The 14,652-nt window shown below is 57.8% G+C and carries 13 protein-coding genes; 5 read left to right on the plus strand and 8 right to left on the minus strand.

Features of this window, described 5'->3' with window-relative positions; genetic code table 11:
* Positions 1–19 precede the first annotated feature (19 nt).
* The 5 genes from yfcF to CPA59_RS07895 form a co-directional block, all read right to left on the minus strand.
* Complete coding sequence (gene yfcF / locus CPA59_RS07875) at positions 20–652, minus strand: glutathione transferase (protein ID WP_174213734.1); 633 nt, start codon at positions 650–652, stop codon at positions 20–22.
* 403 nt (positions 653–1,055) lie between these two features.
* Positions 1,056–2,144, minus strand: coding sequence for an iron-containing alcohol dehydrogenase family protein (locus CPA59_RS07880; RefSeq protein ID WP_107759021.1), 1,089 nt, complete (start codon positions 2,142–2,144; stop codon positions 1,056–1,058).
* A 34-nt stretch (positions 2,145–2,178) separates the two neighbouring features.
* Positions 2,179–3,045: an ABC transporter permease gene (locus tag CPA59_RS07885; protein WP_038918543.1), complete on the minus strand. Its 867-nt coding sequence runs from the start codon at positions 3,043–3,045 to the stop codon at positions 2,179–2,181.
* On the minus strand, positions 3,005–3,856 hold the full coding sequence (locus CPA59_RS07890) for an ABC transporter ATP-binding protein (RefSeq protein ID WP_038660166.1): 852 nt from the start codon (positions 3,854–3,856) through the stop codon (positions 3,005–3,007). Before CPA59_RS07890 ends, CPA59_RS07885 begins: the two co-directional genes overlap by 41 nt.
* A 23-nt stretch (positions 3,857–3,879) precedes the next feature.
* Positions 3,880–4,848, minus strand: coding sequence for an ABC transporter substrate-binding protein (locus CPA59_RS07895; protein ID WP_049854954.1), 969 nt, complete (start codon positions 4,846–4,848; stop codon positions 3,880–3,882).
* Positions 4,849–5,265: 417 nt separating this feature from the next.
* On the opposite strand from CPA59_RS07895, the gene CPA59_RS07900 reads away from it, so the two are divergent.
* From CPA59_RS07900 to CPA59_RS07910, 3 genes are all read left to right on the plus strand, one after another.
* Entirely contained in the window at positions 5,266–6,288 is a 1,023-nt protein-coding gene (locus CPA59_RS07900; protein WP_107759022.1) for a malate/lactate/ureidoglycolate dehydrogenase, read from the plus strand.
* A 180-nt stretch (positions 6,289–6,468) separates the two neighbouring features.
* The gene (locus CPA59_RS07905) at positions 6,469–7,482 is read left to right on the plus strand and encodes a D-cysteine desulfhydrase (protein ID WP_107759023.1); all 1,014 of its coding nucleotides are present in this window, start codon (positions 6,469–6,471) and stop codon (positions 7,480–7,482) included.
* Positions 7,482–8,204 carry an aspartate/glutamate racemase family protein gene (locus CPA59_RS07910; protein WP_107759024.1) on the plus strand — a complete coding sequence of 241 codons (723 nt, stop codon included), beginning with the start codon at positions 7,482–7,484 and terminating at the stop codon, positions 8,202–8,204. The genes CPA59_RS07905 and CPA59_RS07910 overlap by 1 nt, the downstream gene beginning before the upstream one ends.
* A gap of 87 nt (positions 8,205–8,291) precedes the next feature.
* Here the strand turns inward: CPA59_RS07910 and CPA59_RS07915 are convergent, their stop codons facing one another.
* On the minus strand, positions 8,292–9,632 hold the full coding sequence (locus CPA59_RS07915) for an anaerobic C4-dicarboxylate transporter (RefSeq protein ID WP_038918550.1): 1,341 nt from the start codon (positions 9,630–9,632) through the stop codon (positions 8,292–8,294).
* Positions 9,633–10,316: 684 nt separating this feature from the next.
* The gene (locus tag CPA59_RS07920) at positions 10,317–10,466 is read right to left on the minus strand and encodes a hypothetical protein (RefSeq protein ID WP_242449536.1); all 150 of its coding nucleotides are present in this window, start codon (positions 10,464–10,466) and stop codon (positions 10,317–10,319) included.
* Positions 10,467–10,742: 276 nt separating this feature from the next.
* Between CPA59_RS07920 and patD the strand changes: the two genes are divergently transcribed.
* The gene (gene patD, locus CPA59_RS07925; RefSeq protein WP_107759025.1) at positions 10,743–12,179 is read left to right on the plus strand and encodes an aminobutyraldehyde dehydrogenase; all 1,437 of its coding nucleotides are present in this window, start codon (positions 10,743–10,745) and stop codon (positions 12,177–12,179) included.
* Positions 12,180–12,457: 278 nt separating this feature from the next.
* Positions 12,458–13,876 (plus strand): putrescine aminotransferase, encoded by a 1,419-nt coding sequence (gene ygjG / locus CPA59_RS07930; RefSeq protein ID WP_107759026.1) that lies wholly within the window; start codon positions 12,458–12,460, stop codon positions 13,874–13,876.
* A 105-nt stretch (positions 13,877–13,981) separates the two neighbouring features.
* Here the strand turns inward: ygjG and CPA59_RS07935 are convergent, their stop codons facing one another.
* Positions 13,982–14,284, minus strand: coding sequence for a hypothetical protein (locus tag CPA59_RS07935; protein ID WP_107760778.1), 303 nt, complete (start codon positions 14,282–14,284; stop codon positions 13,982–13,984).
* Positions 14,285–14,652: the final 368 nt, after the last annotated feature.

Below are 14,652 nucleotides of genomic sequence, written 5' to 3' on the forward strand. Positions count from 1 at the left end.
TTCGTCAGAGAAAGGGCGGTTAACGCAATGGACGTTCCATCATAACCCACGCTTGCACCGACGGTCGTTGCCACTGGTGCCGGGCGTATTCTTCCAGCCGCTGTGGTACGGCATCGCCGTTCATCACCAGCCGGTTTAGCATGACCGCAAGATCAAGGTCGGCGATGCTCCATGCGTCGAATAACGTTAAAGCGCCTGCTGGCAGCAGTTTATCCGCGATCGTGAACAGCTTTTCCGCCGCCTGTTGCGCTGGTGCGGACAGCGGCGCCGACGTGGCGTCGTAGAACATCGTTTCCGATGAGCGCTCCTGACGGATGGGCATCAGGTCCGTCCGTAGCCATGCCTGTATCTGACGCGCCCGCGCCCGCTGCTGTGGAGACTGAGGGTAGAGCGGCGTGCCGGGGAACGCCTCGTCAAGGTACTCGGTAATCGCCGACGATTCGGACAGCGAAAAACCGTCGTGAACCAGCGTCGGCACCCGGCTGGTCAACGATGCTGCAGCATACTCCGGCGCGTGCTGCGCCTTGTTACCCAGGTCTACCGTTGACAGTTCGAACGGCAATGCTTTCTCGCGCAGGGCAACGAACGCCGACATTGCAAACGGGCTGACGAACTGGGCGTCGACGTAAAGGTGCAAAGGGGTGGATGTCACCGGGTGTCTCCTGTTTTCATGGCTGGCGTATATGAGTCGTAGGTGGTGCCCTGTCATTTATGTGTGATCACGTATGTGTGATCACGGCAGGCGAGCATTCCTCGGTACGCCTCGGCGCAGGACACCGTTTAATATCCTACCCCAAACAATCTGGCATGCGATTGCGATTGTTCCCTTACCGGCGAAAGTGGTGGCATTGATTTAGTGAAATCCCCCAGAAATTGGCATTGAATGCCAAATGACGTTGAAGGTTGCCATAATCAAACCCGACGACGCGCCGACCAACGAGCTGTACCTTGTCTGGCATAAGCGTACAGTCAACAGTTCGGGCGTTGCGTATGTGCGGGATGACATTATCAATGCGTTTGCGGGGATTAACCCGCTTTCTGATTGAAGCGCAGCATTAGTGCGCCTCGGTCGTGGCGGGTTGCACCGTGGCGGCCAGCGCCTGCCTTAACGCGCAGCGGTCTACGGCGAACGGCAGCCGGGCGGCGACATCGGCCGGGATGGTCACCTGTGCGGCAACGAGGTCCCAGCGTGCTTCGTCGGTCAGGCCCAGCGCCTGCGGCGTCTGCGGGCTGTCGTAGCGGCGCAATTGCGCCAGTAGCTCCTGACTGTCGAATCCGTGGCGTGCTTCCAGTTGCGCCTGTACTGCCAGGCCAAAGCCGACCTTTTCGCCGTGCAGCCAGCGCTTGGATTCCGGCTGGCGGGTCAGGCTGTTATGAATGGCGTGTGCGACGCCCAGCCGGGCACGCTCGTCCTTGACGCTGTTGGCGATACCGGCCAGCGCGATCACCGCGTCGATTACCCGGCGCAGCGCCGGCGTTGCCTGCTGCCGCTGGTTGTCCGCCAGCGCCTGCTCGCCGTCCGCGTCAAAAATATCGATCGCCAGCCGGGCGATACGCGCGTTGATATGCAGCGACAGGGCATCGTCGCCGTGCCGTAGGTAGGGCTGAAATTCGTACCATTTGGCGAGCGCGTCAACAATGCCGGCTTTCAGATAACGCACCGGCGCGCGGGCAATCACGGTGCTATCCACCAGCACCCACACCGGCAGGCGACGCAGACTAAGCCGCCCCTGATGCACGCCGTCGCGGCTGTACAGCACGCTGATGGGCGACCAGGCGGCGCAGGTGGCGGCAACCGTCGGCACGGCGATCATCGGTAACGCGCCGGACTGGTCGGCCACCGCTTTGGCGGTATCCAGCACCTTGCCGCCGCCGACGCCGAGAATCAGCTCCGCGCGTTCGATGTGCGCCTGTTCGCGCAGCGCGGCGATACTCTCTTCGGTGCAATAGCCTTCGAGAAATAAGGTCCGGTAGTGCAGACCATGTTGTCTGAGACTGGCTTCCAGCGTGGCGGCAGTGTGCCGCCAGGCGGTTGGGCTGGTGATGATCAGCACCCGTTTAGCCAGTGGTTGAATATAGTCGCCCACCTGGGCGAGCAAGCCGTCCTGATTGAGGTACGTGTCCGGAACCTGTATGGCGATCATGCTCTCGCTTCTCCTGTCGATTTTTCTGCGCAGCCTAGCGCTGCATACCCCATTTGCGGACGGTCAGGCGCTCCAGCGTGGAGAAGATCAGCCCTTCCACCAGTAACCCGATCAGGATCACCGAAGCCAGCCCGGCGAACACGCGGTCGGTATACAACTCGTTGCGGTTCTGGAAGATGTACCATCCCAACCCGCCTTTGCCGCTGGAGGCGCCAAACACCAGTTCGGCGGCGATCAACGTGCGCCAGGCAAAAGCCCAGCCGATTTTCAGCCCGGAAATGATCGCCGGCAGCGCCGCCGGGATCAGCATGTGAACGACGTAGCGCCAGCCGGTCAGGCCATAGTTGCGCCCGGCCATGCGCAGGGTGTCGGAAACGCCGAGAAAACCGCTGTAGGCGTTGAGCGCCATCGGCCACATCACCGAATGCACCAGCACGAAAACCAGACTTTTTTCACCGAGGCCGAACCACAGCAGCGCCAGCGGTAGCAGCGCGATAGCGGGTAATGGGTTAAGCATCGCGGTGAGCAACGCCAGTAAGTCGCGCCCCAGTTGCACCGACACTGCCAGCGTACTGAGCAACAGCGCCAGCACGCTGCCGATGACATAACCTTTCAGCAGCGTGCCGAGGGAGACCGCTATTTTCTGCGGCAGTTCGCCGCTCAACATATCCTGACGGAACGCCTGTAATGTCTGGAGAAAGCCGGGCAGCATCAGGTCGTTGTTCTGCCAGCGGGCGGCGACTTCCCACAACGCCAGCAGCAACAGCACCAATATCAGCCGACGCAGTAAGGTGTGTTGCGCCAGCCGGGTCAGCCACGGCAGCGGCGCTTCCAGCGTGTCGGGCGGCAGCGGCGTCAGTTCACGCTGATACTCGGGCCTGACCGGGGGAGATGTATTCATGGGATACCTCAGGTGAAGCCGACGCGCCGCGAGAGGCCGGCGTCGACGGGAATAACAGATCGTGGATACGTCGGGCGGTGTGCTGGAAAGCATCGCCGCCGGCATCGTTCAGCGAAAACTGATGGCAGTTGATTTCCGCCCGCACCCGGCCGGGATGAGGGGACAACAACAGGATCCGGCTGCCGACCACCAGCGCTTCCTCAATGGAGTGGGTGACGAACAGCAGCGTGAAGCGCACCTCTTCCCACAGCGCCAGCAATTCCTCCTGCATCTTGCGGCGGGTGAGGGCGTCCAGCGCGGCGAAGGGTTCATCCATCAGCAGGATTTTCGGCTGCATCGCCAGCGCGCGGGCGATCGCCACCCGCTGCTTCATGCCGCCGGACAACGTGTGTGGGTAGGCATCGGCGAATTTCGCCAGCCCGACCTTGTCGAGAAAGTGCAACGCCCGTTCGCGCGCTTCTGATTTGCTCAGTGTGCCGCTGGCGACCAGCGGGAACAGGGTGTTTTCCAGCACGGTTTTCCACGGCGGCAACTGGTCGAATTCCTGAAACACCATCATGCGATCCGGACCGGGGCGGGTGACCGGCTGGTTTTCCAACTGGATACTACCGCCGACTGGCGACAGAAATCCGCCGATCGCTTTCAGCAGGCTGGATTTGCCGCAGCCGGACGGCCCCAGCAGCACGAAGCGCTCCGCCGGGAACACGTCAAAACTGACGTCATGGGTCGCCTGTATCTGCGCGCGATGGGTGCGGTAACGCAGGTCAACGCCGTTGACCTGCAACAGCGGATGCAATGGATGAGCGGACATCGCAATCTCCTGTAGCCGGATAGTTAACTGCCCGGCTGATCGTGGATTTCATTGAAGAAGTAGTCTTTCCATGACGCGGCCTTGTTTTTCAGTACGCCAAGCTGTTGCAGTTTTTCGGCGTATACCGACGTTCGTTGCGGCACGATGGTGAAGTTCACCTCCGGGTCTTCGACGATGCGTTTGACCAGCGGTAGCGGCAGGCGCGAGTTTTCCACCCGGATATAGGTTTCAGCGGCGGCGGCCTTGTTGGCGTTGATAATGTCGGACGCCTCTTTCAGCGCGTCGTAAAAGGCGCGGTAGGTTTTCGGGTTTTCATCGTGGAATTTCTGGGTGGTGTAGAGCACGTTGAAGGTGCCCGGCCCGCCCAGCACGTCATAGGAACTCAGAATCTTGTGCACGTTCTGGTGTTCCAGCGCCTGATACTGGAACGGCGGGCTGGAAAAATGGGCGGTGATTTCCGACCCGCCGGCGATCAGCGCCGCGTTGGCGTCCGGGTGCGGCAGGCTGACTGTAATATTGTCGAAGCGTTTGTAGTCGCCGTCGCCGAACAGTTTGGCGGTTTCAATCTGCAACGTGCGCGACTGGAAGCCGACACCGGCGGCAGGGGTGGCGATACGGTCGCGGTCGCTCAGGTCGCGCAGGGTTTTCACCGCCGGGTTATTGCTCAGCAGATAGTTCGGCATCGACCCCAGCGAGGCGATGGCGCGCACATTCTGTTTGCCCAACGTGCGGTCCCATAGGGTCAGCATCGGCGGCACCCCGGCGGACGCCACATCCAGCGCGCCGGACAGCAACGCCTCGTTGATCGCGGTGGCGCCGGACAGCGTGCGCCAGTCGACCTTGATGTCCAGCCCTTGCTGTTTACCGTGTTTCTCAATCAACTGCTGGTCGCGCACCACATCCAGAATCAGGTAGCCGATGCCGAACTGCTGGGCGATGCTGAGGCTGCCCTCCGCCTGTGCCGCCAGCGGCGCCGCACCCAGCGCGAGCATCAGTGCCAGTAGCCAACCGCGTTTGACGTGGCTGGAGGATGTATTCTGCCCGGTCGTGTTTTCAGCTCGAGTTATTTTTACGACCCGGTTTATTTCTACAACCCGGTTTATTGCTATGAATTGCATTTCCACTGGCGCCATCGGTATAGTCTCACAGTCAGTTAATTATTTAATTAATAAAAGTCGGCGATCATTTTTCATTTCTAACCAGATAATTTTCGCATGCTATTTTTATAATCACCGACGGCAAAGCTTATTTGGAAATAAGTTATTTAAATTCTATTTATAGTTATTTTTGCTAAGTAGGGTCGATATTCTGCTAAGCAATATTATTGCTATGGTTTCCCGTATTATTCACTTACCCCGATTTCCGCGAGGATTATAGTAAAACCTTTCTGATTTACGGGGACCCGGAGCATGCCTGTCTTTTCTCACGATTATTTACGTCATTATTTGCGCGAACGCCTGAAAGAGGTGGAGGTGAACGCGGAGGTGGCCGGTCTGGTGGCGGATAATCTGGTGGAATCCAGCCTGAAAGGCCATGATTCTCACGGCGTCAGCATGTTGCCGCGCTATATCGCCGCGATTCGCGAAGGCGGGCTGGCGCCGCATGCGCAGGCGGAAAAGACGCTTGACGCCGGGCCGATGCTGGCGTTTTCCGGGCAGCATGGCTTCGGCCAGGTGGTGGCCCGGCAGGCGATTGCTCAGGGGATTGAACGTGCGAAACAGCAGGGCGTGGCGGTACTCAGCCTGGCGGACGCGCACCATCTCGGGCGCATCGGCGCCTGGGCGGAACAGGCGGCGCAAGCGGGGCTGGTGTCGCTGCATTTCGCCAATGTCTACACCCGCCCGATCGTCATGCCCTGGCAGGGACAGCAACCGCGTTTCGGCACCAATCCGTTCTGCGCCGGGATCCCGGTAGAAGGCGGTTCGCCGGTGATTCTCGATTTCGCCACCAGTGTGATTGCCGGCAACAAGGCGCGCATCGCCTGGAACGAAGGCCGATCATTGCCGTCGGGACAGATTGTCGACAATCAGGGCCAGCCATCGGTGGACCCGCGCTGGCTGATGGAAGAGCCGTTCGGCGCGCTGCTGGCGTTCGGCCAGCATAAAGGTTCCGGTCTGGCGCTGGTGTGCTCGCTGCTTGGTGCGGCGCTGACCGGCGGGGCCACGGAGCGCACCGCCACGGGTCAGGGTAAGCAGATCATCAACAGCATGCTGTCGATACTGATCGACCCGGAACGACTGGGCGGCGCGGCCAGCTATCAACAGGAAATCCCGGCGTTGCTGGATTGGGTGCGTCAGTCGCGGCCCGACGGCGGATTGCTGCTGCCCGGCGATCCGGAACAGCAGGCGTATCGCCAGCGGCTGGCGAACGGTATTTTCGTCGACGACACCAGTTGGCGGCAATTAACCGAGCTGGAACGCCAGGTGGCCTGATCCGGCGGCCAATCTGTGCGCCGCGCTTATTTTTATTACTTTTATCATCCTGCGTTTTTCCTTATTTCATGACGCTCTCTGCAACACGTTTTTATTGTTTCGTCAGTTCATTATCGTGGCTGAAATAAGATGAAACACGAGATGGTTAAAACACATTGATTATTTCCCAAGGAGAAGAATATGCATCTCGCCCGTTTTCCCCGTTTGTCGCTGGGCCATTTTCCCACGCCGCTGGAACCGCTGCCGCGTTTATCGGCTTATCTCGGCGGCCCGACGATTTATATCAAACGCGATGACGCCACCGGGCTGGCGACCGGCGGCAACAAAACCCGCAAACTGGAGTTTCTGCTGGCGGAAGCGTTGCAACAGGACGCCGACATCATCATCACTCAGGGCGCCACCCAGTCCAACCATGTGCGCCAAACCATCGCCGCGGCGGCGAAGCTGGGGCTGAAGACTCAGGTTCTGCTGGAAAAGCGGGTCGAGGATTACGGCATTGATTACCAGCGCTCCGGCAACGTGTTGCTGGACAAGTTGCTGGGCGGCGAAATTGTCGATCACCTGCCTGCCGGCACCGACATGCAGCAGGCGATGGAAGCGCTGGCGGCGACGTTGCGCGAACAAGGCCATCGGCCTTATGTGATCCCCGGCGGCGGCTCCAGCCCGACCGGCGCGTTGGGGTATGTCGCCTGCGCCGAAGAACTGTTGTATCAGTCCAGCCAGCAGCGGCTGCGCATCGATCATATTGTGCACGCCACCGGCAGCACCGGCACTCAGGCGGGGCTGGTTACCGGGCTGACCGCCAGCAACAGCGGCATTCCGGTGCTGGGTATCAGCGTGCGGGCGCCGAAGGCGAAGCAGGAAGAGAATGTCTGGCTACTGGCGCAGCGCACCTGGCAGAAACTGGGGCTGGCGGGCGAGGTGCCGCGCGAAGCTGTTCAGGTCAACAGTGATTACGTCGGGCAGGGATACGGCATCCCCACCGCCGGGACGCTGGAAGCCCTGAAACTGGCGGCGCAGCTGGAAGGGATTTTGCTGGACCCGGTCTATTCCGGCAAGGCGCTGGCCGGGCTGATCGATCTGGTGCGCAAAGGGCGGTTTGGTAAAGACGACACCGTGCTGTTTATTCACACCGGCGGAGCGGCGGGACTGTTTGGCTACCGTCAGGCGTTCGAGCAGCAGGAAGGCTGGTGATGCCGACGCGTTTTCTGATCGGGGTGCTGGGCGGGATGGGGCCGCTCGCCACCGTCGATCTGTTGCAGAAAATCATCGCCGCCACGCCTGCGCAGCGCGACCAGCAACATGTACCGATGGCGGTATGGAATGTGCCGCAGATTCCGGATCGCCAGCGGGCGCTGGCCGGGATTGGCGAGTCGCCGTTGCCCGCCTTGCTGGACGGTATTGAACATCTCAACCGGCTGGATGTCAGTCACCTGATCATTCCCTGCAATACCGCGCATCACTGGTTTGATGAACTACGCTCGGCCAGCCGCGCGCCGGTGTTGCACATCGCCGACGCTACGCTGGCGCAGACGCAGCTGGCGTTAGCCGGCACGCCGTCGCCGCGGGTGGGGGTCATCGCCACCCACGGTACGCTGGCGGCGGGCTGGTATCAGCAGCGGCTGGCGGCGTTGGATATCGAAATGGTGCTGCCCGACGAGCAGGAGATGGATAATCTGTTCGTGCCGGGTTGTTATGCGGTGAAACGTGGCGAAGTCGCGGCGGGCGGAGCGCTGTTCGGGCAACTGGCCGATCGATTGGCTGCACGCGGCGCCACCCAGCTGATTTTGGCCTGCACTGAAGTGGCGCCCGGGCTGGCGGCAGCGCAGTCGCGCTGGCTGGCGCGCAGTATCGACAGCACCGAGGCGCTGGCCCGGCGCTGCGTCGCGCTGTGGCGGGAACAGGCGGACCTGTAATGAAAAACCGCCCGACGGCTGGGACCGAACGGGCGGTTGGAGGGAGAAACGTCCGCTGTGCCGATGTGCCCGACGCAGCGGGATAACTCAGTAATACCCGTACATGGCGGCGAACACCCAGCCGAACACGCAGGAGGTACTGACGCCAATCAGACCGGGCAGGATGAAGCTGTGGTTAATCACAAATCGGCCGATGTGGGTGGTACCGGAGCGGTCGAACTGGATGGCGGCCAGATCGCTGGGGTAGGTCGGCAGAATGTAGTAACCGTAGCAAGCCGGCGCGGACGCCACGATATACGCCGGGTCAACGCCAATCGCCAACGCTACCGGCACGATTGCGGCCAGCGCAGCGGCTTGCGAGTTGACGAACTTGGACACCAGCAGCAGGATCAGCGCATACGCCCACGGATACTCTTTCACCAGCGAGCCCAGCGTATCCTTGATTTGCGTCAGGTGCGCGCCGAACATGGTTTCGGCCATCCAGGCGATGCCGTACACCGCGACAATCGCGATCATCCCAGAGCGGAACACTTCGTTTTTCGAAATCGACCCCGGATTGGTTTTGGTGGCGATGATGATGACGGCGCCGGACAGCAGCATGAACATCTGAATCACCAGCACCATCGACAGCGGTTTACCGCCGAAGGACGGACGCAGGCTTTCCACCGCGCCCAGCAGTGCTACCGCAGCGATAGTGGCAAGGAAGATCCACATGGCGACCCAGTTGCTGCGCGGCAGTTTGCGGTCCAGCAGGGTGGCGGTGTCGCCGTAAACGTATTCGCGGTTTTCCGGCACGGAAATGAATTTCTGGAATTCCGGGTCCTTGTCCAGGTCTTTACCCCTGAACCAACTGAAAATCCCGATGGCCAGAATACCCAACAGGGTAGAGGGAATCGTGATTGCCAGTAAGTCCAGGAATTCAAGGTGTTTGCCGTGGAAGGTGAATTTACCCAGCATAGCGACCAGCGACACCACCGCTACCGATACCGGGCTGGCGATGATCCCCATCTGCGCGCCGATCGAACTGGCGGCCATCGGCCGTTCCGGACGGATGTTGTTCTTGATGGCGACGTCGTAAATAATCGGCAGAATGGTATACACCACGTGGCCGGTGCCGCACAGAATAGTCAGCGTACAGGTCACGAACGGCGCAATGATCGACACATATTTCGGGTTGCGTCGCAGCATTTTTTCCGCCACCTGCAGCATCACATCCAGCCCGCCGGAGGCTTGCAACGTAGCAGAAGCGGCCACCACGGAAATGATGACCAGCATCACGTCGACCGGCGGTTTCCCAGGTTCCAGTTTAAAAATGAAAACCAGAATGACGAGTCCGATACCCCCTAATAATCCGAGCGCGATACCACCTTTTCGCGCGCCGTAAAACAGGCAGATCAGGACTATGATAAGTTGAATGATAAAGTCCATAGATTCCCCATTGCTCAAAATGACGAGTTAATTAATTGAGATTGGATTACTGTCGTCATGGGTACTATAGAGATTATTCCGTCTGTTTTTTCTTGATCTAAATCTACTATTCCAACTGTTTCTTTCCCTGAAAGCGAATTAACGGGATGCACGGCGAGAATAAAAAACGTCTGATTTTTTTAGTTTATTAATTATAAGATTAATTTTATAATTCTTAATAAAGATGAGTTGTCGTGAATTTGTTTCATTGGTTTTATTATTGCAGCGGTTTGTTTTGATAAGTGTTTTGTTTTTGTTGTGCTGGTGTTTTTTTATGGTTGTGTTTTTGCTCCAGTAAAGTGAGTAGGGTGAAAATGAACATCGTTTTAAAAATGTGGCAATAATAAATTATTATTTCAATGTGTTGATTTTAAAGAATTTTCTATAAATACAATTCTTCGCTATCACTCTATTTTTTAATGTCAACCGAGTATGGAAGTGGTCGGGAATAAATGATAATAATTCACGGCGGTTCTGAGCGTGTTATTTTATAAATCTACCGATGGCATCACATTATTTCATTTGTGGGTAAAATGAATATGACGAAGAACGATTAATAGTTTTTCTGGTTATTAAAATAAAACCGTCATGCGTGTTTTTATCTATTAAGCGTGCGTCACGCATCAGTGCGGGGGCAGACTAAATTCATTTTGCCCCGCAGGCGCCGACCCATTCGGCCATCGCCGGGCAGCCGTTCTCACGTTGCAACCCATCAATCACCCCCTGTCGGTCTTCCGGCGTTCTGTTCTGGCTGACTTTCCATTTACCGTCGAGTGTCGCGATCGGGGTTTCCAACCCTACGCTGCCGTTAAGTTGGGCGATGCTCTAATCGCGCCCGTCTGATGTTATTGATGTTGTTTCCCGGTCACGCTCTCTTTGCAATCTCTCAGCTACGCTTGAAGGGTTCAGCTACGCCTGAAGTAGGGTAAATGCGGTTTTTCAGCGGCGCGCGCATCGTCGCCGTGAAGATGGCAGGTATTTTGCACTATTTGGCACAGAGGTCTTTTACACGAGTGTTTCGCAATACAACCGCTACGGTACGTCTACAGCTATCGCTTCGAGGGACAGGGTATGCACGACAATTTACTGACTGACATGTTGATTGACGGAAAACGGGTGTCGGGCAAAGGGGAGCCTTACACGGTATACAACCCGGCGACCGGCGAAGCCATCGCCGCCATTGCGCAGGCGGACCTGACACAGGTGGATGCCGCGGTGATGGCGGCGGACGCCGCGTTTGCCCATTGGGGGCAGACCACGCCGAAAACACGCGCCGCGCTGCTGCTGAAACTGGCGGACTTGATTGAGGCGCACGGCGAAACGCTGGCCCGGCTGGAGTCGCTAAACTGCGGCAAACCCTATCACGCGGCGCTGAATGATGAAATTCCGGCGGTGGCGGATGTGTTCCGCTTCTTCGCGGGGGCGGCGCGCTGCCTGAACGGTTCGGCGGCGGGCGAGTATCTGGAAGGGCATACTTCAATGATTCGCCGCGATCCGGTCGGCGTCGTCGCCTCTATCGCCCCCTGGAATTATCCGCTGATGATGGCGGCGTGGAAGCTGGCCCCGGCGCTGGCGGCGGGAAACTGCGCGGTGCTGAAGCCGGCGGAGCAAACGCCGCTGACAACGCTGTATCTGGCCAGCCTGCTGGCCGACCTGTTCCCACCGGGCGTGGTCAATATTTTGTTCGGACAGGGACGAGAAATCGGTGATGCGCTGACCGGCCACGAGCGGGTGCGCATGGTATCGCTGACCGGTTCGATCGCCACCGGTTCGCATATCATCGGTAATGCGGCAGCCAGCGTAAAACGCACCCACATGGAGCTGGGCGGCAAGGCGCCGGTGATTGTGTTTGACGATGCCGACCTGGCGCAGGTGGTGGACGGTATTCGCAGTTTCGGTTTTTACAATGCCGGGCAGGATTGCACCGCCGCCTGCCGCCTGTATGTGCAGCGCCCGGTGTATGAGCAACTGGTGACGAAGCTGGGCGAGGCGGTCGCTACCCTGAAGATTGGCGCGCCCGACGATCCCGCCACCGAACTGGGGCCGCTGATTACCGCCGAGCAACTGGAGCGGGTCGCCGGTTTTGTCGATCGCGCCCGCGCGCAATCACATATTCGGCTGATCACCGGCGGGGAGCGGGTGCCCGGCGGCGGTTACTATTTTCAGCCCACGGTTCTGGCGGATGCCCGGCAGGAGGACGAAATCGTCCAGCGGGAAGTGTTTGGCCCGGTCATCTCCATTACGCCGTTTGACGACGAAGCGCAGGTGGTGGCGTGGGCTAACGACTCACGTTACGGGCTGGCGTCCTCGGTGTGGACCCGCGACATCGGTCGCGCCCATCGCGTCGCCGCCTGCCTGGAATACGGCTGCACCTGGGTCAATACCCACTTTATGCTGGTGAGCGAGATGCCGCACGGCGGCCAGAAGCTGTCCGGCTACGGCAAGGACATGTCTGTCTACGGTCTGGAGGATTACACCGTGGTGCGGCACATCATGATCCGTCATTGACGGTATGACGAGTATGGACCGGTGACGAAAAAGTGCCCGGTACTGGGGCGGATTGCACAGCAATAGTGCGTCCGCCTTGTTTTTTGAGCGTTTTTTGCTCTTTATAAGGCTGCTAACGGCAGGGGGTGATACGAAATATATTATTTTGTTTATAAAGTGTTTCAAAAATAGACAATGGCAGGAGGAAATCGTGATTTCCAAATCGGGTGGGCAAGTGGTGCGTTATATGCATTACTTAAATTGGTATCACGTGATACCTCACCCCCAAGGAGCTCATTTTGTCCAGACCACTGTCACATCTTAACCCGCTAGAGTGTTCTCAGCAGGCCCTTGACTTGATTATGAGCGATACCCTATCCGCCGACGCGATGGCGGCGCTCAACCATGAAACCCTTAACGCTTTTCGTGAATACGTCAATCCCGGTTTTCTGGAGTACAGAAAATCCGTCACCTCCGGTGGCAGCTACGGTGCGGTAGAATGGCGCGCCAGCGGCCCCAACACGCTGCTTGATACGCAGGGCAATGAATACCTCGACTGTCTTGGCGGCTATGGCATTTTCAACGTCGGTCATCGTAACCCTACGGTGGTGGCGGCGGTGGAAAAACAGCTGTCCAAACAGCCGCTGCACAGCCAGGAACTGCTGGACCCGCTGCGCGCCATGCTGGCGAAAACGCTGGCGGCCATCACGCCCGGCAAGCTGAAGTACAGCTTCTTTAGCAACAGCGGTACCGAGTCGGTGGAAGCGGCGCTGAAGCTGGCGAAAGCCTATCAGTCTCCGCGCGGCAAATTCAGCTTCATCGCCACCCACGGCGCGTTCCACGGCAAGTCGCTGGGGGCGTTGTCCGCTACCGCCAAGCCGGTGTTCCGTCGCCCGTTCATGCCGTTATTGCCGGATTTCCACCACGTGGCGTTTGGCGATATTCAGGCTATGCGGCAGAAAGTCGAACAGTGTCAGCGTAACGGCGAAGGCATCGCCGCGGTGATTCTGGAGCCGATTCAGGGTGAAGGCGGGGTAATCGTGCCGCCCGAGCAGTATCTACCCGCCGTTCGCGCCTTGTGCGATGAAATTGGCGCGTTGCTGATTCTGGATGAAGTGCAGACCGGCATGGGGCGCACCGGCAAGATGTTCGCCTGCGAGCACTATGGCGTACAGCCGGATATCCTCTGTCTGGCCAAGGCGCTCGGCGGCGGCGTAATGCCGATTGGCGCGACGGTCGCCACCGAAGAGGTGTTTTCGGTGCTGTTTGACAACCCGTTCCTGCATACCACCACGTTTGGCGGCAACCCGCTGGCCTGCGCGGCGGCGCTGGCGACGGTCAACGTGCTGTTGCGCGACAATCTGGCGGAGCAGGCGGCGCGTCAGGGGGCGTTTTTGCTGGCTGGGCTGCAACGGCTGGCGGCGGCGTACCCGGACCTGATCGTGGAAGCGCGCGGTAAAGGGCTGTTGCAGGCAATTGAATTTAAAGAAAACGCGATTGGCTATGCCTTTGCCAGCGAACTGTTCCAGCGCCGGGTGCTGGTGGCGGGCACGCTGAACAACGCCAAGTCGATTCGCATCGAACCACCGTTGACCATCACCCACGAACAATGTCAGCACGTACTGCAGGAGGCGGAACGAGTGCTGGCGAGGCTACGGACAACCGGTGTGGATGACGCCAAACCCAAACCTATCAATAAGGAACTCGCACTCCAGTGAACACCCACCCTTATGCGTTCAGCCCGGTGCTGAGCCGATACGTTAAGCCAGTCTGATTATTCGACTGGCTTTTTTTTGGCAAATCTGTCGGGTATTGAGGCGAAATTAAAAATTATATTCGCTGAGATTGTCTGCTATCGGCTGATTTCCCTTGTACTTATGTCTGCGTTCGTTCTGCTGCTTTTTCGCCGGCTTGCAGTATTTATCCACTTTCCGCTCAATGTCCCGCTGGCGTGATTTAGGCAACGCGCTGTCCCACTCTCCGGAGAAATATTGGCATTCCTCCGCGTTATTTAAAAATCGTTGCACGTCATCAGGAAAATGAACGGTATTCGCTAACGTAACCTGCCACGGTAACAGGCAAAAGATCATGACGATGCTTGATGTGCTGTTGGTGATTTTCTTCATAACTATCGTCTTTTGGGATAAATCAAATAGCATTATTGCAGATTGAAATGCCAAACGTGATTCTTGGTGTCAACTGATGTTGTAATGGTGTTTATAAAAGTGGTAGTTACGTGGTTTTTACCATAATATTTAGATGTGATTATTTTAAATTTGGTATTAACGTGATTAGAAATATTATAAAATTTCTGATGAATCTTGCCAGCGACATTTTGTGGGGTGTGATTCCCGTTATTCTCATTGTAATGTGTGTCATTATTACATTGGAGTTTTTTCCAGAAACATGGGGGCGATTAACGTTAGGATTTACAGCAGTGGCTTTGGTCTGTGTTTGGTATAGAAAATAACAGTGGTATATACCCGTCATACTT

It is taken from the genome of Dickeya sp. Secpp 1600 (genome assembly GCF_003049805.1).
GTDB classification, from domain to species: domain Bacteria; phylum Pseudomonadota; class Gammaproteobacteria; order Enterobacterales; family Enterobacteriaceae; genus Dickeya; species Dickeya fangzhongdai.

Bases quoted from the DNA above. Each gene is read 5' to 3' on its own strand.
- CPA59_RS07915 (WP_038918550.1), bottom strand. From the start codon at position 9,632: ATGGACTTTATCATTCAACTTATCATAGTCCTGATCTGCCTGTTTTAC.
- CPA59_RS07890 (WP_038660166.1), bottom strand. From the start codon at position 3,856: ATGTCCGCTCATCCATTGCATCCGCTGTTGCAGGTCAACGGCGTTGAC.
- CPA59_RS07895 (WP_049854954.1), bottom strand. From the start codon at position 4,848: ATGCTCGCGCTGGGTGCGGCGCCGCTGGCGGCACAGGCGGAGGGCAGC.
- CPA59_RS07885 (WP_038918543.1), bottom strand. From the start codon at position 3,045: ATGAATACATCTCCCCCGGTCAGGCCCGAGTATCAGCGTGAACTGACG.
- CPA59_RS07935 (WP_107760778.1), bottom strand. From the start codon at position 14,284: ATGAAGAAAATCACCAACAGCACATCAAGCATCGTCATGATCTTTTGC.
- CPA59_RS07900 (WP_107759022.1), top strand. From the start codon at position 5,266: ATGCCTGTCTTTTCTCACGATTATTTACGTCATTATTTGCGCGAACGC.
- patD (WP_107759025.1), top strand. From the start codon at position 10,743: ATGCACGACAATTTACTGACTGACATGTTGATTGACGGAAAACGGGTG.
- CPA59_RS07905 (WP_107759023.1), top strand. From the start codon at position 6,469: ATGCATCTCGCCCGTTTTCCCCGTTTGTCGCTGGGCCATTTTCCCACG.
- CPA59_RS07880 (WP_107759021.1), bottom strand. From the start codon at position 2,144: ATGATCGCCATACAGGTTCCGGACACGTACCTCAATCAGGACGGCTTG.
- CPA59_RS07910 (WP_107759024.1), top strand. From the start codon at position 7,482: ATGCCGACGCGTTTTCTGATCGGGGTGCTGGGCGGGATGGGGCCGCTC.